Source organism: Paenibacillus antri (assembly GCF_005765165.1).
Lineage (GTDB): Bacteria > Bacillota > Bacilli > Paenibacillales > YIM-B00363 > Paenibacillus_AE > Paenibacillus_AE antri.
Map to the genome: position 1 here is coordinate 75120 of NZ_VCIW01000016.1, position 22258 is coordinate 97377.

General features: G+C 59.1%; 22 protein-coding genes. 16 read left to right on the forward strand and 6 right to left on the reverse strand.

The window, feature by feature from the left end:
• The first annotated feature begins 8 nt into the window (after positions 1-8).
• The gene (gene thpD, locus FE782_RS21295) at positions 9-890 is read left to right on the forward strand and encodes an ectoine hydroxylase (protein WP_138196358.1); all 882 of its coding nucleotides are present in this window, start codon (positions 9-11) and stop codon (positions 888-890) included.
• Positions 887-1423: a DUF2179 domain-containing protein gene (locus FE782_RS21300; RefSeq protein WP_238392595.1), complete on the forward strand. Its 537-nt coding sequence runs from the start codon at positions 887-889 to the stop codon at positions 1421-1423. Before thpD ends, FE782_RS21300 begins: the two co-directional genes overlap by 4 nt.
• 4 nt (positions 1424-1427) lie before the next feature.
• Here FE782_RS21300 and FE782_RS21305 read toward each other — a convergent pair whose 3' ends face one another.
• Positions 1428-1958, reverse strand: a complete 531-nt coding sequence (locus tag FE782_RS21305; protein WP_138196359.1) for a MogA/MoaB family molybdenum cofactor biosynthesis protein — start codon at positions 1956-1958, stop codon at positions 1428-1430.
• A 74-nt stretch (positions 1959-2032) separates the two neighbouring features.
• Here FE782_RS21305 and FE782_RS21310 point away from each other — a divergent pair, with 74 nt between their 5' ends.
• Together FE782_RS21310 and FE782_RS21315 are read left to right on the forward strand one after the other, a co-directional pair.
• The gene (locus tag FE782_RS21310) at positions 2033-2617 is read left to right on the forward strand and encodes an HD domain-containing protein (protein WP_158299488.1); all 585 of its coding nucleotides are present in this window, start codon (positions 2033-2035) and stop codon (positions 2615-2617) included.
• 45 nt (positions 2618-2662) lie between these two features.
• Positions 2663-3412, forward strand: coding sequence for an alpha/beta fold hydrolase (locus FE782_RS21315; protein ID WP_138196361.1), 750 nt, complete (start codon positions 2663-2665; stop codon positions 3410-3412).
• Positions 3413-3424: 12 nt separating this feature from the next.
• Here FE782_RS21315 and FE782_RS32385 read toward each other — a convergent pair whose 3' ends face one another.
• Positions 3425-3565, reverse strand: coding sequence for a hypothetical protein (locus tag FE782_RS32385; protein ID WP_158299489.1), 141 nt, complete (start codon positions 3563-3565; stop codon positions 3425-3427).
• A gap of 140 nt (positions 3566-3705) precedes the next feature.
• Here FE782_RS32385 and FE782_RS21320 point away from each other — a divergent pair, with 140 nt between their 5' ends.
• On the forward strand, positions 3706-4878 hold the full coding sequence (locus FE782_RS21320; protein WP_138196362.1) for a glycosyltransferase family 2 protein: 1173 nt from the start codon (positions 3706-3708) through the stop codon (positions 4876-4878).
• Positions 4875-6056 (forward strand): MFS transporter, encoded by a 1182-nt coding sequence (locus FE782_RS21325; RefSeq protein WP_238392596.1) that lies wholly within the window; start codon positions 4875-4877, stop codon positions 6054-6056. The genes FE782_RS21320 and FE782_RS21325 overlap by 4 nt, the downstream gene beginning before the upstream one ends.
• A 38-nt stretch (positions 6057-6094) precedes the next feature.
• Here the strand turns inward: FE782_RS21325 and FE782_RS21330 are convergent, their stop codons facing one another.
• Complete coding sequence (locus FE782_RS21330) at positions 6095-7957, reverse strand: LTA synthase family protein (protein WP_138196364.1); 1863 nt, start codon at positions 7955-7957, stop codon at positions 6095-6097.
• 173 nt (positions 7958-8130) lie between these two features.
• A complete protein-coding gene (locus tag FE782_RS21335) occupies positions 8131-9153 on the reverse strand; it encodes a LacI family DNA-binding transcriptional regulator (RefSeq protein WP_138196365.1) in 1023 nt (340 codons plus the stop codon).
• A 388-nt stretch (positions 9154-9541) separates the two neighbouring features.
• Between FE782_RS21335 and FE782_RS21340 the strand changes: the two genes are divergently transcribed.
• The 6 genes from FE782_RS21340 (at position 9542) to FE782_RS21365 (ending at position 16697) form a co-directional block, all read left to right on the forward strand.
• Entirely contained in the window at positions 9542-10855 is a 1314-nt protein-coding gene (locus tag FE782_RS21340; RefSeq protein WP_238392597.1) for a sugar ABC transporter substrate-binding protein, read from the forward strand.
• 81 nt (positions 10856-10936) lie between these two features.
• Positions 10937-12298 (forward strand): carbohydrate ABC transporter permease, encoded by a 1362-nt coding sequence (locus tag FE782_RS21345; RefSeq protein ID WP_138196366.1) that lies wholly within the window; start codon positions 10937-10939, stop codon positions 12296-12298.
• Entirely contained in the window at positions 12295-13143 is an 849-nt protein-coding gene (locus FE782_RS21350; RefSeq protein ID WP_138196367.1) for a sugar ABC transporter permease, read from the forward strand. Before FE782_RS21345 ends, FE782_RS21350 begins: the two co-directional genes overlap by 4 nt.
• Complete coding sequence (locus FE782_RS21355; protein ID WP_138196368.1) at positions 13140-14702, forward strand: alpha-amylase family glycosyl hydrolase; 1563 nt, start codon at positions 13140-13142, stop codon at positions 14700-14702. The genes FE782_RS21350 and FE782_RS21355 overlap by 4 nt, the downstream gene beginning before the upstream one ends.
• Positions 14703-14877: 175 nt before the next feature.
• Positions 14878-15777 (forward strand): ABC transporter permease subunit, encoded by a 900-nt coding sequence (locus FE782_RS21360; RefSeq protein ID WP_138196369.1) that lies wholly within the window; start codon positions 14878-14880, stop codon positions 15775-15777.
• The gene (locus FE782_RS21365) at positions 15774-16697 is read left to right on the forward strand and encodes an ABC transporter permease (protein WP_158299490.1); all 924 of its coding nucleotides are present in this window, start codon (positions 15774-15776) and stop codon (positions 16695-16697) included. The genes FE782_RS21360 and FE782_RS21365 overlap by 4 nt, the downstream gene beginning before the upstream one ends.
• A gap of 37 nt (positions 16698-16734) precedes the next feature.
• On the opposite strand, the gene FE782_RS32960 is transcribed toward FE782_RS21365, so the two are convergent.
• The gene (locus FE782_RS32960) at positions 16735-17235 is read right to left on the reverse strand and encodes a L,D-transpeptidase (RefSeq protein WP_138196371.1); all 501 of its coding nucleotides are present in this window, start codon (positions 17233-17235) and stop codon (positions 16735-16737) included.
• 125 nt (positions 17236-17360) lie between these two features.
• Between FE782_RS32960 and FE782_RS21375 the strand changes: the two genes are divergently transcribed.
• Both FE782_RS21375 and FE782_RS32390 read left to right on the forward strand, forming a co-directional pair.
• Positions 17361-17648 carry an alpha/beta-type small acid-soluble spore protein gene (locus tag FE782_RS21375; RefSeq protein ID WP_138196372.1) on the forward strand — a complete coding sequence of 96 codons (288 nt, stop codon included), beginning with the start codon at positions 17361-17363 and terminating at the stop codon, positions 17646-17648.
• A gap of 20 nt (positions 17649-17668) precedes the next feature.
• Positions 17669-17824 carry a hypothetical protein gene (locus FE782_RS32390; protein WP_158299491.1) on the forward strand — a complete coding sequence of 52 codons (156 nt, stop codon included), beginning with the start codon at positions 17669-17671 and terminating at the stop codon, positions 17822-17824.
• A 52-nt stretch (positions 17825-17876) separates the two neighbouring features.
• On the opposite strand, the gene pulA is transcribed toward FE782_RS32390, so the two are convergent.
• Positions 17877-20387, reverse strand: a complete 2511-nt coding sequence (gene pulA / locus FE782_RS21380; protein ID WP_138196373.1) for a type I pullulanase — start codon at positions 20385-20387, stop codon at positions 17877-17879.
• A gap of 202 nt (positions 20388-20589) precedes the next feature.
• Here pulA and FE782_RS21385 point away from each other — a divergent pair, with 202 nt between their 5' ends.
• Together FE782_RS21385 and FE782_RS21390 are read left to right on the forward strand one after the other, a co-directional pair.
• On the forward strand, positions 20590-21273 hold the full coding sequence (locus FE782_RS21385) for a metal-dependent hydrolase (protein ID WP_138196374.1): 684 nt from the start codon (positions 20590-20592) through the stop codon (positions 21271-21273).
• A 34-nt stretch (positions 21274-21307) separates the two neighbouring features.
• Positions 21308-22192, forward strand: a complete 885-nt coding sequence (locus tag FE782_RS21390) for a patatin-like phospholipase family protein (protein WP_138196375.1) — start codon at positions 21308-21310, stop codon at positions 22190-22192.
• Positions 22193-22258 lie beyond the last annotated feature (66 nt).

Consider the following 22258-nt stretch of genomic DNA (forward strand, 5'->3'; position numbering starts at 1 on the left):
ATGGAAGGATGACGACGAAAGATACCGTAATCGACTTGTATCCGTCCCGAGTCGAGGCGCAGCCGCGCATCTTGGAACGGAAGGACCCCGTCGTGTACCCGAACGACTTCGAGGGACCGCTGACGAAGGAGGATTTGTCCGCGTACGACGCTGATGGGTATTTGTTCGCGGAAGCGTTCTTCACCGAGGAGGAGACGGCGGCGCTGCAGAACGAGCTTCGGCGTCTGCTGGCGGAAAGCCGCGGCGTTCGGAAGCCGGAAATCATCCTGGAGCCGGAGGGCGACGAGGTGCGGTCGATCTTCGCCGTGCATCGCGACAATGGACTATTTCGGGCGTTATCGGAGCACCCTAAGCTGGTGAGCGCCGTAAGACAAATATTGGGGAGCGACGTTTACGTTCATCAATCGCGCATTAACTTCAAACCGGGCTTCAAAGGGAAGGAATTCCAGTGGCATTCGGACTTCGAGACGTGGCATACGGAGGACGGCATGCCGCGGATGCGGGCGCTGTCGTGTTCGATCGCGCTCAGCGACAACTATCCGTTCAACGGTCCGCTCATGGTGATCCCGGGCTCGCATCGGCACTTCGTGGCATGCGTCGGGGAGACGCCGGAGAACAACTACGAAAGCTCGCTCCGCCGACAAGTGTTCGGCGTGCCGGACGAAGGGAGCCTGACCTGGCTCGTCGAGCGAAGCCGCATCGAGCAGCCGGCCGGACGCGCGGGCTCGATCGTCTTCTTCGACTGCAACATTATGCACGGCTCGAACAGCAACATTACGCCGTATCCGCGGAGCAACGCGTTCTTCGTGTACAACAGCGTCGAAAATAAGCTGCAGGCGCCGTTCGCTTCGCAGCGTCCTCGGCCGGACTATATCGCGACAAGGGAATGATCGACATCATGTGGCAGGCGCTCACGTTCGCGCTCATCATTATCGGGATCAACGTCGTGTACGTTTCGCTGTTCACGCTTCGCATGATCCTAACGATCAAAGGACAGAAGGCCTTGGCCTCTGTCCTTTCGGTCATGGAAGTGTTCATTTACTTAATGGGGCTGACGCTCGTCTTGGACCGTCTCGACAACCCGTGGAACGTCGCGGCGTATTGCCTCGGATACGGAATAGGGGTCTATTTAGGCGGCCGTATCGAAGAACGCCTCGCGCTCGGATATTCGCAGGTGCAGGTCATCGTCGATTCGCTCGAATCCGAGTTGCCGCCGATGCTTCGATCGCTCGGGTACGGCGTTACGTCTTGGGTCGCCGACGGGAAAGACGGGAAGCGGCTCATGATGCAGGTGCTGGTCAAGCGTAGCAACGAGAAGCGGTTGTTGTCGCAGTTGAACGAGCTGTCGCCGAAGGCGTTCATCGTGTCTTACGAGCCGAAGTTTTTCAAGGGCGGCTTCTGGGTGCGCCGCATCCAGAAGTAAGCTCTTATTTTTTGTAAATTTCCCGCATGACATGGCGAAGCTCGGGCACGATGATGCGCATCATGGCCAGCTTCACCGCGCCGCTCGAGCCGGGCGTCGAGAAGACGGCCGTCCGCCCGACGACGCCCGCGACGGCCCGGCTTAGAATCGCCGCGGGCCCGATATCCTCCGCGAAGCTGAGATACCGGAAAATTTCGCCGAATCCGGGCATCTCCTTGTCCAAAGCGTCCCTCACGGCCTCGTACGTCGTATCCCGCGGCGCGATGCCGGTTCCTCCGTTGAACAAAATCGCTTCGACCGCCTCGTCGGCGGAAGCGGCTTCGATCATGCTCCGAATTTGATCGTATTCGTCCTTCACGATCTCGTACCGGACGACCTCGTACCCGGCTTCAAGCAACAGTTCTTTCATTAATGCTCCGCTCTTGTCGGTTTCCGGCGTCCGCGTGTCGGATACGGTGACCACCATGCACCTTACGCTGGAGGGGGCTTCGCTTCTATGCTGTTCGACGGATGTCGGTTCGTTGGAATTGGACATCGACTTGTCTCCTTTGGTTCAATAGAGTTGAAACGATAGGGTAACTATACCAAAACATGGGGCGGGAAGGAACTATGGACTTGGCGACGGCAAGCGAGCTCGGAATGCGGCTGCTGGACAAATACGGTCTCGAACGGGAGCATGCGCTGCATGTGGAGCGCTTATCGGCGCGCTTGTTCGAGGGCGTGCGCGCCTTCGCCGGGTTCGCGCCCGAGCATCTCGGGCTGCTGCGCTTCGCGGCGTTAACGCATGACATCGGCCATTATATCGACGAGCGGACCCACCATCTGCATAGCGCGTATTTGATCCGACGCGACGCTTGCACGCGGGAGCTGCCGGAGCGCGAACGCGAAGCGGCGGCGTGGCTGGCGCTCAATCATCGGAAACGGAAGCTGCTCGAACCGGATCGGTACGGAGGGGCGGAACGGAGGCTGATGGCAAGGCTTGCGATCGTGCTGCGGCTTGCCGACGCGCTCGATTACGAGCATCGGCAAGAGGCGAGTATCGTCTCTATCGAGACGGAGGAAGTCGGGCGCGGGTGGACCGTACGTGCGTCAGGATTCGATCTCGCCTTGCATCGGGATCGGATCGACAAGAAGCTGTCGTTCGCCGCCGCGTTCGGTTGGGACGTCGTGCGAGTGGAATCGGGCGCTTCGTAAGTCGATGAGACGATCATCATATTACGGGAGTTAGGAGCGAGTTAGATGGTTTCCTATAATAGATACGGCAATCCGAACGGACAGCTCTTGCTATTCTTGCACGGCGGCGGCGTGGGCGGATGGATGTGGGAGCGGCAGGTCCGGCATTTCAGCGATTGCGATTGCGTGGTGCCGGAGCTCGTCACGGGGGACGAGACGTTCTCTATCGATTCGAGCGCGAGAAGGTGGCTGCGATTCATCGAAGCGCATGCGCAAGGGAAACGCGTAATCGTCGTCGGGTTCTCGCTCGGGGCGCAGGTGCTCGTGGCGATGCTGGGCTTGCAGTCGCGCTCGCAGCGCATTCACGACGCGATGATCAACAGCGCCTTGGTCGGGGGCGTTCCGTTCGCCGGCGCGGCGATCCGGTCGATGAAGCTAGCCATGCCGTTGGTCAAGCGGAGATGGTTCGCGAAACTTCAAGCGAAATCGATGTACATCGGGGACGTCGATTTCGAGCGGTACTATCGAGACACCGTTCAGATGAGCTGGACGACGTTCGCCGAGGTCATGACGGAAAACATGTCGTTCACGATACCGGAAGGCTATTCGGAAGCGGAGACGAACGTCCTCGTTACCGTCGGCGCCAGGGAGAAGAACGTCATGAAGCGGTCGATGAACGAGTTGCTCGCAAGTCGTCCGAATAGCGTCGGCATCGTGATTCCGGATGTCGGTCACGGGGCTCCGCTGGCGAAGCCGGAATCGTTCAACAGGCTGCTCGAGGCATGGATCCGCGGGGAACCGTTCCCCGCGCGATAAGGTCGCTATACTTCATTTTCCCAATCTCCCTTGCTCGGTGCCCGCGCCCGTGAACGTATGTTTCACGGCGTGGACGACTTCGTCCATCCGTTCGTCGAGCTTCTCGTCGCTATCCTTTCGTTCGATCTTCCGCGATTGTTCCGATTTCTTCATCGTCATCCGCTCCTTCCTTCGATTCGTGTGGTATACGCTTCCCCAAACAGGGTCGAATCATGCGACGCCCGATTTGTGCGCCTGCATGGGACGTCATATAATAAAGATCGTCATCTATTCAAAAGGAAGGGGCCGGCCCCATGTTCGAAGTGCTCGTCGCATTCGCGTTATGCTTGATCTGGGGATTGGTTTACGTCCGCACGACGCTGGGATTGCCGACGATCCGCGACGTCCCGTCGGGGCTGCCGCTGCCCGCGCAGCCGCCTCTCGTGTCCGTCGTCATCGCCGCGAAGGAAGAGCAGGAGAACATTCAAGAGACGATCCGCCACCTGATGCGGCAGACGTACGGTCGGCTCGAAATTATCGCGGTGAACGATCGTTCGAGCGACGCGACCGGCGCCCGGATGGACGCGCTGAAGGCATGGTCGGACAAGCGTCCCGAGCAAGGACCGGCGCTCCGCGTCATTCACATTACTCAACTCCCGCAAGGTTGGCTCGGGAAAAACCACGCGTTATACCAAGGTTATCTGCAAGCGAGAGGTACGTATTTGCTGTTTACCGACGCTGACGTCCGGTTCGAGCCGAACGCGATTCGCGACGCCGTGGCCTACGCCTTGCAACAGGGCGCCGACCACGTGACGCTGCTCCCGAAGCTGGAAGCGCGGACGTTCTGGCTTAGGGCGTTCGTGCATTATTTCTTATTCAGCTTATGTTTGCTCGTTCCGCCGTGGAAGGGCAATGACGATACGCAGCGGAAGTACGGCATCGGCGTCGGCGCGTTCAATTTGCTGCGCCGGGAAGCGTACGAAGGAATCGGCACGCATAAAGCGCTGTCGATGCGGCCCGACGACGATCTCCGGCTCGGCATGCTCGTGAAGCGAGGCGGGTGGAAGCAGCGGGTGATGGCCGGAGCGAAGCGAATCGCGGTCGAATGGTACCCGACGTTGTCGGACGCCGTGAACGGTCTCGAGAAAAACTTGTATTCGGGATTCGGGTACCGTCTACCGATGGCGCTCGCGGCGATGTTCGGACAATTGCTCCTGTTCGCCGTGCCGTTGACGGCGCCGTTATGGAGCCGGGGTCCCGCGCTCGTCTTGTTTCTGCTCGCGGATGCGTTCCTCGTCCTCGCGTATTTGCGGCATGTGCGTAAGTTTAACGACGAACGAGGACTCGAGGCGGTCGCGCTGCCCGCGTCCGTCTTTATGCTCGTATGGGTACTGGTTCGTTCGGTGGGGCTTGCTCACGCGCGGAAGGGCGTTTATTGGCGGGGGACGTTTTATTCTTTAGAAGAGTTGAGGCGAATGTTTCAGTGAATGCAAGCGAACGACCGCTCCAACCCAGCCATTTATTCGTATTATTGTTCGTCTGTATCGCCGCCGGCTATAACCAAGGCGCCTTGCTCCCGCTGTTGACCGTATTGCTCGAGCGGGAGGGCGTCTCCGCCGGCATGAACGGTTTGAACTCGACGGCGATGTATATCGGGACGTTCGCGACGATGTTTTTCATCCGTCGTCCCGTCGCCCGATTCGGCTATCGCCCGGTCATCGCCGCCGGCCTGATCCTGGCGGGCGCCGCCTCGTTCGCGTTCCCGTTCTGGAAGACGCTGGCCGCGTGGTACGCGCTCCGGCTGCTCGTCGGCATCGGAGACAGCGCCCTGCACTTCGCGACGCAGCTGTGGATCGTGACGACGAGCCCGCCGGAACGGCGCGGCCGATACATCTCGTTATATGGAATGTGCTACGGCATCGGCTTCAGCATCGGTCCTCTGGGACTGAACGCGCTGAAGCTGGGCGAGACGGCGCCGTTCGCGCTGATCGCCGCCTCCATGGGGCTGGCGCTGGCGATGCTCTATCGACTTCCAGGGGCGAAGCCGTTCCAAGAGGTCGGCGAGAAGGGCGGAGGCGGCGTCCGAACCGTCTATCGATACGCTTGGTTCGCGCTGCTCCCGGCGTTCTTATACGGCTATATGGAAGCGTCCATGAACGGCAACTTCCCGATCTACGGTTTGCGCGTCGGTTTCCCGGAAGCGCAGGTGTCGCTGCTGCTGCTGACGATCGGGCTCGGCAGCCTGGCGCTGCAGCTGCCGCTCGGGACGCTCAGCGACCGAATCGGGCGCAGGCCGGTGCTGCTTGCGTGCGGTTTCGTCGGCGGCGTCGCATTCGCCTGCGTGCCGCTGGCGGGCGACCGCTTTTTCGCGGTCGCCGCTTTATTCGCGCTCGCCGGCGGTTTCGTCGGTTCGTTCTTCTCGCTGGGGCTTGCATACGCGGCGGATTTGCTGCCGAAGGGGCGCCTGCCGACGGCCAACGTCGTCGCGTCGATCCATTTCAGCGTCGGCAGCATTCTCGGTCCATACCTCGGCGGGCTCGGGATCGAGCACGCGTCAAGGTCGAGCATGTTTTGGCTGCTCGGCTCGTTCTTCTTGATCTATGTGTTCGCCGGCGCCTCGTTCGCGAAGCCCAACAACGGAAAAAACCTCCCGACGTCCGAATGACGTCGGGAGGTTTCTTTGCGTTAGCGTTGGAAGGACCGTCAATACCGTTCCGGCAGCGCTTCGAGGTAAGCGTCGTTCATCTGCAGCAGCCGCATGATTCGAACGAAATCATCCTTATACAGCATCGGATCCGCTTCGAGCGCCGGGTCGGACACCGACAACGGAATGACCGTGCCCTCGCCGAACGTCTCTCCGGAAATATACATGATTTCGTCGTTGTAGAACGAACCCGTCGGCAGATAGAAGCGGCTGCCCAAAATATTGTCCGTCGAATTCAGCAAGTCTTGCCCGAACTGCACGTGACTCGACAGCGAGATGCCGAGCAGGTTGGCGGCGGTCGCCATGAAGTCGATTTGTCCGCCGAGCTTCTCGCTGACGAAGCCTTCGTCGGTAAAGCCCGGCACAGTGACGATGTACGGGATGTTGTGAACGGTGCGCGGGTCGTATTCATGACCGAGCGCCTGTTCAAGCAGCTTTCGATCGTCTTCCTTCAGCGAATGGGCCGATACGCCGAAATGATCGCCGTACACGACGAGCATGGATTGTTCCCAGAGGCCTTCGGCCTTCAGCGCGGCGATGAATTCGCCGAGCGCGCGGTCCGAGTAATTCGTCATCTTGACGTAGTTGCCGATATCGGTGCCTTCCCACTCCTCGGGCAGCTCGATCATCTCCTTCGATTCCGGGGGAATGAAGGGGTGGTGCGAGCTCTGCGCGATCAAGTGCGCGTAGAACGGCTTATGATTCGCCTTCAAATTCGCGAGGATCGGCATCGTCTTGTCGTACAACACTTCATCCGACGGACCGAACGCGATAATGTCATCCTGTCCGAAGTACTCCATGTCATAGTAACGTCCGAATCCGAGCGCCGGATACATCTGGATCCGGTTCCAGAACTTCACTTCGTTCGTGTGCAGCGTGAACGTCTCGTACCCGCGGTCGGCCAATAAGCGAGGCAGGCTTGGAAGCTTCTTGCTGCCGTACGCTTGGGAGGCGGCTTGCTGCGCGGGCGGATAGAAGCCCGTGTTGACGATAAATTCCGCGTCGGACGTATTGCCTTGCCCGATCGACTGGTACACGTTAGAGAAGTAGTAGCTGTTTTCGATCAGATCGTTCAGGTTCGGCGTGATTTCCTTCCCGCCGAGCTTCATGCCGATCAGGAAGTTTTGGTACGATTCCAACTGTACGACGATCAAGTTGCGTCCCTTGGCCGCTCCGAAGCCGTACGGGCTCGCAGGCAGCTCGACGTTCTTGACCGAGCGGACGGCGTCCGGCGTAATCGGCTCCGCGCCGGCGCCTGCGGCGTTGGCGTTCGCGACGCCCGTAAAAATCGTATGAAGCTCGTAGCTGACCAAGCCCATGCGCTCCGCCTGCTTCAGCTCGTTCAAGAGCGAGCCGTAGAACAGTCCGTACGCGACGATCGTCGCGGCGGATAGCCCCCAGATCGCGCCGAGCGCACGACCGTTCGGTCGAACGGCGGAAAACTTCGGAGCGGAGCGGAACAGCCGCAGCGCGAGATACAACGCCATGTCGGCGAAGTAGAGCAAGTAGAGCGGCTGCAGCAGGTCCAAAATACTGTCGCTGACGTCGAGTACCTGGTGCGCCTGCATAAAGGCGTGGTACGTCACGACGATGCCGAACTGCCGGAAGTAGACGATGACGGATACCATCGCCGCCGACAAGATCGCGTTCAGCGCGAAGTAGGCCAGCAGCTTCTTGCGTTCGTTCCGGAAGAAAATCTCGACCGGGATCGTGAACAGAAGAAGCGAAGGAACGGCCACCTTCAAGCAATCCAACGGATTCAAGTTGTCGAAGATGAAAAATTGCAGTCCGTAATATTTCAATATCAAGACGAGCGTAAACGCGACGATCGGCGCGGACGCATAAGAAAACAAACGTCTCATCGTGAAGAATCACCCCACTCTTTCTATCTATAGACGCACGATGAACGAACAATGTTTTCATTATAGCGGACTGCGTTCGAATTGCAACGGACATAAGAAGGGGGATTTGCCCGACCAAAGGCCAAATCCCCCTAATATTTCCACCTATCGATGCCGTTTGTAGAATTGCTTTCTCATGATCTTCGTAGCGAGGATTCCCGAACGACGAGGCGATGGGGAATGATGTGGCGAAGCGCATGGGACGGATGCTCGTGTTGAATGAAGCGAATCAATTCTTGGGAAGCGGTGTATCCTAACTGGTAAATCCCGATATCGATGCTGCTGATCGGAGGCGTCGCCAGCTCCGAGAAGACGATGTTGTTAAAGCTGACGAGGGCGATATCCTTCGGCACGCTGTATCCGAGCTCGACGAGGCCGCAGAGAATGCCGAACGTGACGACGTCGTCGACGACGACGAGAGCGGTCGGACGTTCCGGCAAGCCCATGAGCAGCGACATCGCCCGGTATCCGCTTTCCTGTAGAAATTCGCCTTCCACGATCCAATCGGAACGTACCGGCAAGCGGGCTTCCCGCACCGCCTTGGTATATCCCGCGAGTCGATCCCGCGAGACGATCAAATTCGGGGGGCCGCTCACGAAGCCGATCCGCTCGTGGCCCTGCGAGATGAGATGGCGCGTAGCGTCGTATGAAGCCTGAACGTTGTCGTTGTCGATCGTCAGGATGTCGGGGTAGTCCTCGTTGCGGCCGATAATGGCGAACGGGAAGTCCGCTTCCTTCAGCATCGCGATGACGGGATCGTTCGCTCTCGAATACAGAAGCAGAATGCCATCGACGCGCCGCCCTCTCACAAGGCGCGTGACCGTCTCCAGCTCTTCGCGTTCGGTCGTGCCGGTGGCCATCAATAGATCGTACCCGGACCGGGTCGATTGCGTGACGATGCCGCGGATCACTTCCGAGAAGAACAGGTTTTGGAACAGCTCGTCCGCCGGACGAGGCAAAATGACCGCGATCGTGCTCGTCGTCCGAGATACGAGGCTCTTAGCCATCATGTTCGGATGATAGCCGATTTCGTCCATCACCTTTCGGACTCGAAGGGAGGTTTCTTCGCTGATGCGGGGGTGGTTCGAGATGACGCGGGAGACGGTCGAGGGGGAGACCCCGGCGCGTTTCGCGACGTCTTTAATAGTAACGGTCATGATGACCAACTCCTAAAGGGTTGAATTCATTGTGTGCAATCGTTTTCACCTTCTTTTCATCTTACTGCAGAATGAGCGGAATGTAAACGGGGGAAAGAAGGGCAGAACATCGGTTAAAAACGAATCAATCGGGAGAATTCATAAGGTTTACGCTTTGAAACGAATCGAAATGACTGAATATCGCAAAATATGGGGAAATTCAATTTGTGCAAACGATTTACCATCTGGGCTATAATCAGAACAGCAAACCGGCATAAAGCGTTTACATATTTCCATTCAGGTGCTGTGAAAACGATTGAACAGCCATCTTTCGGCATTCGATGGGAAAATATAGTGAACAACCGTTTGCATAACTACATCTTGTAAAGAAAGCGGGTCGACAAGCGCAATGAACAAAATGAAGAAACCTTGGTTCGTCATGGCTTCGTCTATGGTGTTGGCATTGGCGGTTTCGGCGTGCGGCGGCGGCAATGCCGGCACGACGGAGGAAGCGCCGGCGGATGAAACCCCGGCGGCGGAGACGCCTGCAGAGCAAACGGCCGATACGGGAGAGCTGAAGCCCGAGGAAGGCGCGAAGCTGCTCGTATGGGAGTCCGCCGATCAGAAGGCGTTCATCGAGGAAGTCGCGAAAGCGTTCAAGGAAAAATACGGCGTAGACGTCGAGTGGTCGGACGTCGGTCCGGATAAATCGGTAGCGCAAATGATTACGGACGGTCCTGCGGGCGTCGGCGCGGACGTATTCGCGGCGGTGCACGACCGTACGGGCTCGGCCGTAGCGGCGGGCGTCATTATGCCGAACGACGTGTTCGAAGCGGACACGAAAGCGTTAATGTCGGAGACGGCGCTGAGCGCGGTCACGGTCGACGGCGTGCTTTACGGCTATCCGTACTCCGTCGAGACGACGGCCGTTTACTACAACAAAGATTTGCTTCCCGAAGCGCCGACGGACTGGAACGGCGTCGTCGAATTCGCGAAGACGTTCAATAAACCGGCGGAAAACAAATACGCGTACATGTGGCCGGCGGGCAACGGCTACTGGAGCTTCGGCTTCTTCGGCGGCTACGGCGCGTACGTGTTCGGCTCGAACGGCACGGACCCGAACGACATCGGCATGAACACCGAAGCGGCGGTTGAAGCGGGCAAGTTCTACCAGACGCTGAATCAAATTCTTCCGTTCAAGACGGGCGATATCACGGACGACGTTCGCAAGAGCTTGTTCGAACAAGGTAAGCTCGCGATGAACACCAGCGGTCCATGGGATAAAGAGTCGTTCAAGAGCATCGTTCCGAATCTCGGCTTGACGACATATCCGACGCTGCCGAACGGTCAACCGATGAAGCCGTTCTCCGGCGTGAAAGCTTACTTCGTCAACGCGAACTCGAAATACCCGATCGCCGCTCGCCTCTTCGCGCAGATGGCTTCTTCGGAAGAGTTCCAAAAGAAAAATTACCAGATGACCGGCGTGCTTCCGGCGGCGAAGGCTCTCGCGGAAGATCCGGACATTAAAGCGGACGAATTCACGGCGACGTTCCTCAAACAGTTCGAAAACTCCGTGCCGATGCCATCGATTCCGGAGATGTCGAACTACTGGACGACGATCGACCCGGCGCTCGCCTCGATCTGGAACGATAACGCGGATCCGAAGACGGCGCTCGACAGCATGGTGCAGCAAATGAAAGATTTGGCGGCGACCGCGAAATAAGCAATAGCAACGAAGAAATCACCCGCCGGGTTGGCCGGCGGGTGATTTCCAATCGTATGAACCGAAGGGGCTGATATGTTCATGAAGCAGCGCAGCGCGCCGAGCGCCGGATCGGCATCGGGCGGCACGACGTCGTTCGCCAGAACGGCCGCCGTACTTTCGCTTTTCGTAATGGGATTAGGGCAATGGTTTAATAGACAGTACGTGAAAGGTTTATTGTTTTTCCTCGTTTATATCGTAGGTTTACTGTATACCTTCGTTGTGCTCCCTCGGAATATTCGCGGATTGATAACGCTTGGAGATAAAGCGGCAGGCTTCGGGAAGAACGCGCAAGGGCTTACCGTGCTGCTGCCCGGAGATCATTCTATTTTCTTGATGATCTACGGTTTGATCGCTCTGATTACGTTTCTGATTTTCCTGTTCGTCTGGTTCTTGAACGTGCGCGACGCGCACCGCAACGGCAAGCTGCGCGACGCGGGCAAGCCGGTGCCGAACTTCGGACAATCGATCCGGGGCATGCAAGAGAAGAGCTTCCCTTACCTGCTCCTCACGCTTCCGGGGCTCGGCGTCTTGTTCTTCACGATTCTGCCGATCGTCTTCATGATCTTGATCGCGTTCACGAATTATTCCGCGCCGAATCATATTCCGCAGAAAAATCTCGTCGACTGGGTCGGCTTCAGCACGTTCTCCAACTTGCTCGTATATTCGCAATGGGCATATACGTTCTGGAACGTTCTCGCATGGACGATTATTTGGGCGATCGTCGCGACGGTCACGTGTTATTTCGGCGGGATCTTCGTCGCGATGCTTATCCAGCAGAAGGGCATTCGGTTCAAAGGGATGTGGCGCACCATCTTTATCATTCCATACGCCATCCCGCAATTTATTTCCTTGCTCATCATGAAAAACCTGTTCAACTCCCAGCTCGGTCCGATCAATCAGTATTTCCGGCTGCTCGGGCTCGAAGGGCTGCCTTGGCTCATCCATCCGTTCTGGGCGAAAGTGACGATCGTCGCCGTCAACATGTGGATCGGCGTGCCGGTGTCGATGGTGCTCGTGCTCGGCATTCTCACCGCGATTCCGAAGGATCTGTACGAAGCCGCCGAGGTTGACGGCGCTTCCGCGTTCCAGAAGTTCCGCAACATTACGATGCCTTACGTGCTGTTTGCGACGGCGCCGCTGCTCATTATGCAGTTCGCCGGCAACATCAACAACTTTAACGTCATCTACCTGCTCACGAAGGGCGACCCGAAGACCGGGGAGTATGCATTCGCCGGGACGACCGACTTGCTCGTCACCTGGCTGTATAAGCTGACGCTCGACAACCAGATTTATAACGTCGCTTCGGCTGTCGGCATCCTGATTTTCATCTTTATCGCGTCCTTCTCGATTCTGAATTTCCGACGCACTCGGTCGTTCAAAGAGGAGGATATTCTGCAATGAATAAGAGCAAAAACGGAGTCAAGCTGTTCTTCAGCTACCTGCTGTTGATCCTTGTCGCGATATGCGTGTTCTATCCGACCCTGTGGATCATCATGTCTTCCTTTAAAGTAGGGAATTCGCTGTTCAGCGAGACGCTCATTCCGAAGCAGCTCACGCTGGAGCATTACGCGGATTTGTTCAAGGATCAGAAAGACCGGGATTTCCGGTTCGTGCAATGGTATTGGAATACGATCAAGGTCGCGACGATCTCGATGGTGCTCGGTACGCTCGTGCAGCTGCTGACGGCGTACGCGATATCCCGATACCGGTTCTACGGACGGAAGACGCTCATGACGACGATTTTGATTCTCGGCATGTTCCCGGGCTTCATGTCCATGATCGCGACGTATATCATTTTGATGCAGCTCAATCTGCTCGGGACGCACGGCGCGCTTATCCTCGTATACACGGCGGGAGCGGCGCTCGGGATGTTCGTAGCGAAGGGGTACTTCGACACGCTGCCGAAGGCGCTCGAGGAATCGGCCCGCATCGACGGGGCGGGGCATCTGAAAATTTTCTTCAGCATCTTCCTGCCGTTGTCGCGCCCGATCATGACGTACGTGGCGCTTACGACGTTCGCCGGCGCATGGGTCGACTTCATCTTCGCCCGCCTCATCTTAAGTAAAGCTCGCGACCAGTGGACGTTGGCCGTCGGTCTCGTCGAGATGGTCGACACGTATACTTCGACGGAATTCACGCTGTTCGCGGCCGGTTCGGTACTGGCGGCGATTCCGGTGACGGTGCTGTTCATGGCGCTGCAGAAGCTGTTGGTCGAAGGACTTACGGCGGGGGCGACGAAGGGATGAAAATTCGGAAAACGATCGGGGCGGCGGCGCTTGCCGCCGCCCTTCTTGCCGGCTGCGCGGGCGGAGATTCCTCCGCCGATGCCGGACCGCCTTCTCGCGTCTATTACGAGATATTCGTTCGGTCGTTCTACGATACGAACGGCGACGGCGTAGGCGATCTGAACGGCGTGACGGAGAAGCTCGACTATCTCGAAGCGCTCGGGGCGGAGGGCATCTGGCTCATGCCGGTCAACGCGTCGCCGAGCTATCACGGATACGACGTGACGGATTACTACGCGGTGAACCCCGACTACGGGACGCTCGATGACATGAAGCGGCTGCTAAGCGAAGCGGAGAAGCGCGATATCAAAGTGCTGATGGATCTCGTCGTCAACCATACGAGCGTACAACATCCGTGGTTCTTAGCGTCCGCTCAGGGACCCGAGTCGGAGAAGCGCGACTGGTACGTGTGGGCCGACGACGCGACGAACGCGAACGATCTGAGCGCGACCGGCGCAGGGAAAGCATGGCACGCGAACAACGGCGGTCATTATTTGGGCGTCTTCTGGGACGGCATGCCGGACCTCGACTTCGACAACCCGGCCGTTCGCGAGGAGATGAAGAAGATCGGTTCGTATTGGCTCGAGCTGGGGGTCGACGGCTTTCGGCTCGACGCCGCGAAGCATATTTACGAGGACGTGCAGGCCGACGCGAAGAAGGCGGAGACGGCGGAAGCGAACGTTGCTTGGTGGCAGGAGTTCCGGGCGGCCATGGAGGAGACGAATCCCGACGTGACGCTGATCGGGGAAGTGTGGGACGCGCCCGCCGTCGTAGCGCCGTACTTCGACGGCGCGATGAGCTCGGCGTTCAATTTCGAGCTGGCGGGCCAGTTGCTCTCGATGGTTGGCGCGGGCTCGTCGGCGAACGTAGCATCCCGCTTAGAGCGGATTTACGGCCTCTACGAGGAGGCGTCGGGCGGCGCGTTCACCGATTCGATCTTTCTGGCGAACCATGACCAGAACCGGGTTATGACCGTCCTGAACGGCGACGAAGGGAAAGCGCGCGCCGCGGCGGCGCTGCTGCTGACGCTGCCTGGGAACCCGTTCCTCTACTACGGCGAAGAGATCGGGATGCGCGGCGCGAAGCCGGACGAGCACATCCGAGAGCCGATCCCGTGGACGAAAGACCGAACGTCGCCGGGGAACGCATCCTGGCTGATCCCGAAGCATAACGGCGGCGACGCCGCTTCCGTAGAAGAGATGATGGCGGACGATGCGTCGCTCTTCCATCACTATCGAAGGCTGATCGAATACCGGAAGAAGGACGTCGCGCTTCGCGGCGGGGCGCTTCGATCGCTGAAGGTCGGGGGCGGCTTGGAGTCGTTCCTGCGGGAGACGGAGGACGGAGACGCCTCGCTCGTCCTTCACAATGTGAGCGCGAACGCGCTGTCGGTCGATCTCGCCGAGACGGAGGAAGCGAAACCGTTCGATTCCCTCGCCTTCGCGACGTCTGCGGACGCCTCGCTCGACGGAACCGTCGCGAAGCTGCCGCCGTACAGCGCCATGATTCTAAAAAAATAACGGAGAATGAAGGATGCCGCCTCCGCGACGGCATCCTTTTTCTGGATTTTCGTGACAATAGTCATGACGTAAATGTCTTGAAAACAAAAAGTTAGCGGCTATACTTGTATTTATGCTATAAATCATCTATTTACTTACAATTCACTAGATTTTGCGATAGGAAGGAAGCGGATCCATGCCGAAAGTCTTCAAGAACGCGATTGCGATTCCCGGAATCCTCGCCTTTATTCTCGTCTTGGCGATGATGCCCGTCATGCTGCAAGAGAGCGGCGGCACCGGCGTCGACGCGCTGCGGATCGTCTGGTCGAACGGAATGCATCAGCTTCGGGAGTATGCGGCCGGCTTCGCGACAGGCGAATCGTTCCGATTTTTTACGGGCAAAAACGAGTTCTCGTTCTGGAGCGAAATCGGCGGTTACTTTTCCGTTTCCTTCCTTTACATTGCGGGAGGCGCGCTCGCCGGCACGACGCTCGGCATCCTCGTCGGATTGGCGTTCGCGTATTCGCGCAGCGAGTGGTGGAAGCGAATCGTCGAGATCACAGGCGTTTTGCCGGATTTCGTCATTATTATTTTGCTTCAATTCACCATCGTTCAAATCGCGAAGGAAACCGGCGTCGTCGTTTTTCGGGTCGCGAACTTCTCGACCGACCAGCCTCCGGCCATCATGCTGCCGCTCGTTTCCATGATCATCATTCCTACGTTATATATGATTCGAAACGTCGCGCTGCAAACGCGTTTAACGTTGACGGAGGACTATATCGGGAACGCCAAAGCGAGAGGGCTCGGCAAGGCGTATATTACGTTCTTCCATGCGCTTCCGAACGTGCTTCCATTCATTAAAGCGGACCTGCATAAGTTTATGGGCATCATGGTCGGAAACCTGTTTATCGTCGAATATTTCTACAATTTAAGAGGCGTCACGAAGCTTCTGTTCGCCGACGGTTTTCTAGGCTACTACGGTTATCAGTACGACCTCGTCGTGAACGGTTTGATTACGTTGCTCGTCATGTACGGACTTTTATACGGACTTCTGCGGTTGTACATTTTCGGATGGGAGAGAGGGGTCGCGCGATGAACAAGTCGCTGTTGTTCGGTTTGATCGTCACCGCCGTTATGTTGGCGGCGGCGGCGTTCGGCCCCAGGTTCGCTCCGCACGGGCTCCAGGATCAGGTCGAAATTCACTTCTTCATTAACGACAAGGGAGAGGGCGACATGATCGCGCCGCCGGTGGCGCCGAGCAAGGAATATCCGTTCGGGACCGATCGGAACGGGTACGATATCTTGACGAAGCTGCTTCACGGCGCCAAATACACCGTATTTCTGGCGATCGGCATCGCGCTGGCCCGCGTGCTGATCGGCGGCATCGCCGGGATGTTCCTAGGATACTACGGTAACGTTTCGGCCTCGGTCAAACGGAAGCCGATTCCTTATTGGAACGTCCTGAACGGCATCCCGGTATTTTTGATCATTTGGTTCATCGTCTACGGAATCTCGTATAATCCGACCGCGTCCCCCGCCTACTTGGCGATCGTATTGGGCTTCATCTTCGTCGCGATCGGACTGCCTGCCGTCATCGGGCCGGTCCGGGACAAAGCCGTCGAGATCAAGGAACGGCAATTCGTGCTGGCTTCGAAGTCGATAGGAGCGAACCATTGGACCATCATTCGTTCCCATCTCTTCCCGCATCTGAAGGAAAGCTTCGTCGTGTTGTTCGTCAACGAGATCATCCTGACCTTAACGTTGTTCGGGCAGCTGGCGATCTTCAACATCTTCGTCGGAGGCACGATCATGACGTTCGACCCCGTCGAATACATCACCCGGACGAACGAGTGGGCGGGGCTCATCGGCCAGGCGCGGAACGGAATATACGTGCATCAATGGATTTTGTTTTTCCCGCTGGCCGTCTACGTGACGCTGATCGTCGGTTTTTACTTCGTATCCAAGGGCCTCGAGACGTTATATAAGGATAAATACAGCAAGTTCTCGCATATTTAAGCATCTTCTCGGGCTCCGCCGCGGCGGAGCCTCTTTCTTATTTTCGAATCGTTACCTTCGTCCCGACCGTAATATGGCGGTACAGCCATTCCACGTCTTTGTTTTGCATGCGGATGCAGCCGGAGGAGACGCTCTGACCGATCGACCATGGACGGTTCGTGCCGTGGATGCCGTACCGATATCCGCCCGTATTCGGGACGGCGAGGCCGAGCCAGCGGGTGCCGAACGGATTCCGCTTGTCTCCGCCCGGAATGTTCGACTTCAAATACCACGGGTTCTTGATCTTTTTCGCGATGGCGAAATCGCCTTCCGGCGTAAGGTTACCCTTGCCCGTAGCGACGGGGAACCTCCTCACCGGGGTTTCGTTCACATAGACGATTAGCGTATGCCGGGATTTGTCGATGACGAGCGATAATTCGTCTTCGTTCGGTTCCGCGCCGGCGATGCCCGCTTCGGCTGAAGGAACGGCGAGTCCGATCGCGAAGAACGCGACGAGGAGCAGGAGCAGAGCGGCGCGACGACGGTTTGGAGCGGTAATGGCGAGTCATCCTTTCTGGCGTTTCGAAAAAGTCACCGTAACTCGCATTATTTTCCCACGAACTTCGATTTTTATATGCGGCTCCTCGGGTCATACTAATCCCGAAACGAATGGAGGTGTGTCCGATGGCGCGTAGAAACAACCGCAATCGTCTGCTGGTGCCGGATTCCCGCGCGGGAATGTCGGCGTTCCGAACCGAGGTGCTTCGGCGGGAAGGGTATGCGGTCGATCCGTCCCGGCCGAACGACGCGAAGTACGAGGTGGCGCAATCGATCGGCGTTCCGTTGGAGCGCGGCTATAACGGGGGGCTGGATACCGAGGCGGCCGGGAGAGTCGGCGGCGCCATCGGCGGCCTCATGGTGCGCGAGCTGGTGAAGCTGGCGCAGCAGCAGTTAGCCGAGCAACGGCGATAACGGGAGGAGCGAACAGGGCGATGAAGAGAAATCCGTACCGGAAGCAACCGAGCAGAAGTTATAACGAGCTGCATAACATGGCCGAATTCGCGGAGGAGCATACGACGCTTCGTCCTTCGAAGGCGAAGGCGTTCCCTCCGAGTTTGAACCAGATCCCGAAGAAGATCACGGAATAAGGAAGAAGCAATCGGCGCGCGTCCGTTAACCGCCGCGTCGATTGCTTCTTTTTCATGATTTACAGAGGATGACGGCGGATAGGGGCGGGATGCGAAGGAGGCCGTCGGCAAGGTCCGCTGCGGCGAACGGTACGTCGGAAGCTCGGCTGCCGTCGCACAGCGACTGCCACCGGCCGCCTTCCGGAAGCTGCAAGGAGACAGGGGACGTTAAGGCGTTGAACGCCGCGGCGTAGATGCGGAATCCCCGGTCGTTCGCCGGCCCCTGAAGCGTATAGGCGATGACGCCGGCCGGCGAGTCGACGATGCGCAGCGCGGAGCGGATCGCTTCCGCCGTCGGTAGCCGGAACGCCGCATGCGAACGGCGCAACGCCAGCAGTCCTCTTACATAATCGATATGCTCGCGATTGGATGCCGCTCGGCTCCAGTCGAGCCGATTGACTTCGTCGGGCGAGCGATAGCTGTTATGCTCCCCGCGTTTCGTTCGGAGCCATTCCTGCCCGGCATGGAGCAGCGGAATGCCTTGCGATGCGAGCAGCAGCGCCGCGGCCAGACGCTGCATGGCGGCGCGCGCCGTTTCGTCGCCGTCGCCGTTCGAGAGGGCGAGCCGATCCCACAGCGTATGATTGTCGTGCACCTCGACATAATTGATCGTCTGTTCGGGCTCGGCCGCATGTCCGGAAATGCCTCGGCCGTAGTCGATGCCCCCGACGACGCCGGTCCAGACGTCGTGCGCCCTTGCGCCCTCGCCGCCGACGAAGCCGCGTTCCGCCGCATCGAAGACCCCGCCCCGAACGCCGTCGCGGAACCGGTCGTGGAAGAAGCCGACGCGGGGGAGAAGACGCGCGTTCGGAAGCGCCGCTTTCCGTTCCTCCGGAAGCGGCGTGTCGAGCACCCAGCCTTCCCCGTACAAGAGGATCGTCTCGTCGACGGCGTCCAGCCGTTCGCGGACGAGGCGCATCGTCTCGACGTCGTGAATGCCCATCAGGTCGAATCGGAAGCCGTCGACTCGATATTCCCGCGCCCAGTAAGAAATCGCGTCGACGATCAGCTTGCGCATCATCGCGCGCTCGGAGGCGGTGTCGTTGCCGACGCCGGTGCCGTTCGCCGGTCGCCCGTCCGCATAAGCCCGGAAGTAGTAACCCGGGACCAACTTCTCCAGGGCGGAGCGGCCGGCGGAGAAGGCGTGGTTGAACACGACGTCGAGCGTCACCCGGAGTCCGCGGCCGTGAAGCGCCTGAATGAGCGTCTTCAGCTCCCGCACGCGAACGGCGGGATCCTGCGCGTCCGTCGCATAGGAGCCCTCCGGCGCGAACCAGAATGCGGGGTCGTACCCCCAGTTGTAAAGCCGCTCCCGATCCGTCTCGTCGACCGAGACGAAATCGTTCACCGGCAGCAGCTGAATATGGGTGACGCCGAGCTCCGACAGGTAGTCGATCCCGGTCGGCAGGCCGCCTTGCGTTCGGGTGCCCTCCTCCGCCAATCCCAGAAACGTACCGGGCCGCGCGGCGCCGCTGTCCGGGTGCATCGTCGCGTCGCGAACATGCAGCTCGTACAGAACGGCATCGGTCGCGGCGGCGAGCGGGGGGCGGTCGTGCGCCGTCCAGCCGTCCGGCGCCGCGCGCGCCGGATCGACGACCGCGCCGCGGCGGCCGTTCGCCGACAAGGAGCGGGCATACGGGTCGACCGCTTCGCGCCATTCCCCGTCGATCAACACCTTATATGTATAAAATAGGCCATGCCGATCTCCCGGCAGACGATAGATCCACGTCCCTTGACGCGAAGGCGTCATCGGTCGTTCCTCCGGCGCATCGTCCGGACCGCCCGGATAGAGCGCAAGCGTCGCTATCTCGGCCGTCGGCGCCCAAAGGCGGAACGTCGTTTCGTCCGGCGCGTACGTCGCGCCGAGATCGTCGCCGTCGTATGCATAGTGACGCTCGAATTCGGGATCGTCGAACATCCCGCGGAGCGTGACGTTCGCCTCGGGCAGTTCCCCGTCGCGGACGACGTACCGCTCGAGGACGGACAGCGCCGCGGCCGTCTCGATCCGGTACGCGCGCGGACCGACGGCGACCGTCTCGGCGATGGGGACGACCGCGCCGTCCGCCGTCGTCAGCGTCGGCTCGGGCCGCCGGTCGCCGCTCGATCGCCGGTTGATCGTCGCGAGAATCGTCCGCCGCGACGTCATCGTCGCTTCGACGACGCGGGGCCTTCTGCGCCGCCATGCCAATTCGGCGTCCGTATATAATCGTTCGTCCCCTTCGACGATCCATACCTCCGCATCGCCGCTCTCGTCCAGCTCCTCGACGAATCGGTCGTGTCCGACTTCCCGTTCGGCCCAGTCGTCGCCGCCGGCGGATCGGCGCAGCAGCAAGCCGATGCGGGTGGCGCCGGCCATATCGTCCAAGACGACGACGGCCTTCGCCCCGAACGCGTCGCGCTCCTCGAACGGGAAGCCGCAGCCCTCCTCGCCGTCCGGCCAAGCCCAGACGTTCCACAACTCGTAATTTTCATCGAACCGGTAGTAATGCACGATCACTCTCGCTCGTTCCGTCTGCATGAACATGTTGTCGACTTCGCCTCTTTTCCGGATGTCCGTCCGTTCGCCCCTCGTCGTTCGCTAGGGATCGTCCTGCCTCGCTCTGATACCCATTGTAAGCGAATCGAAACGGCATTACACTCGCGATTTTTCGATTTCGAGACGAGTATGTTATCGTTAGAGTAAGCCGTACTAATCATTCTATGGTACAAGCGAAGGAGAGATGAAATTGCGGATTACGTTTTTAGGGCATGCCTGCTTCCTGGTCGAAGCGGACGGCAAGCGCGTGGCGATCGACCCGTTCCTGACGGGGAACCCGACGGCGCCGATCAAGCCGGAAGAGCTGAACGTCGACGGCATCGTGCTGACGCACGGCCATGGCGACCATACGTCGGACGCCGTCGCCGTCGCGAAGGCGAACGGCTGCCCGATCGTCGCGGTCGTGGAGCTGGCGTCCCTCCTTGCGCGGAAGGGAGCCGAGACCGTCGGCATGAACACCGGCGGAACCTACGAGTGGAACGGGATTCGCGTGAAGATGACGCAGGCGTTCCACAGCTCTTCTTACGAGGACGAAGACGGACTGCATTACGCGGGGCAACCCGTAGGCGTCCTGCTGACGATGGGCGGGAAGACGCTGTATCATACCGGGGATACGGCGCTGTTTTCCGACCTCAAGCTGATCGGGGAGCGGCATCGCATCGACGTGACGGCGCTGCCGATCGGCGGCCACTTCACGATGGATCCCGTCGACGCGTTGGATGCGGCGACGTGGATCGGCGCGAAGCACGTCATCCCGATGCATTACGATACGTTCCCTCCGATTCGACAGGACGGCGCGGCGTTCGTTCGACGTCTCGAGGAGCGAGGTTTGATCGGACACGCCATGAAGCCGGGAGAAACGTTAGAAGTGTAAGTGCAGAGAAGGATCGAGGGGCGGTTGGACAAGGATGGAGGAGAAACTGGGACTGGTGCTGGAAGGCGGGGGCATGCGGGGGGTGTATACCGGCGGCGTCCTGGAACGATTCATGGAAGACGATTTGTATTTTCCTTACGTGATCGGCGTCTCGGCCGGGGCGTGCAACGCCGTCTCGTATTTATCGAGGCAGCGGGGCCGCAACCGGCGCGTCACGATCGATTACGTCGGGCACCCGGAATACTTAAGCATTCGCAATTGGATTCGTAAGGGAAGCATGTTCGGCATGGATTTCATCTTCGATCGCATCCCGAACGAAATCGACCTGCTCGATTACGAGACTTTATTCAAGATTCGGGAGACGTTCGTCGCCGGGACGACCGACCCGGAGACGGGGGAGCCGGCGTATTTCGCGAACGACGTCTGGGCGCGGGACAAGCAAAGCTTCATGGCGGTGCTGCGCGCCTCCAGCAGCCTGCCGTTCTTTTCGCCGCCGGTCGACGTCGCCGGCAAGCCGATGTACGACGGGGGCGTCGCCGATCCGATTCCGGTGCGGAAGGCGCTCGAAGACGGCTGCGATCGCGTCGTCGTCGTGCTGACGAAGGACGCGACGTATCGGATCAAGCCGTTCAAGCGTCGTCGGCTGGCAGGGTGGATTTACCGGAAGTATCCGAAGCTCGTCGAGGCGATGATCCGCAGGGAGCGCGTCTACAATGATACGATGGCGCTCGTGCGGCGGTTGGAGGCGGAGGGACGCGCGTTCGTCCTTCAGCCGTCGAAGGCGCTGCCGGTCGGCCGGATGGAGAAGGACAAGGCGCTGCTCGGTTCGCTGTACGAGCTGGGCGAATCGGACGCCGAAGCGGCGCGCGGGAAGCTGCGCTCGTGGATTGCTTCGGGGGCGCCGGCGATCGTAAAGTGAACCCCTCCCCAATTGCGCTTGAACATGCGAAAGGAGCTCTCCATCGGAGGAGGAGAGCTCCTTTTT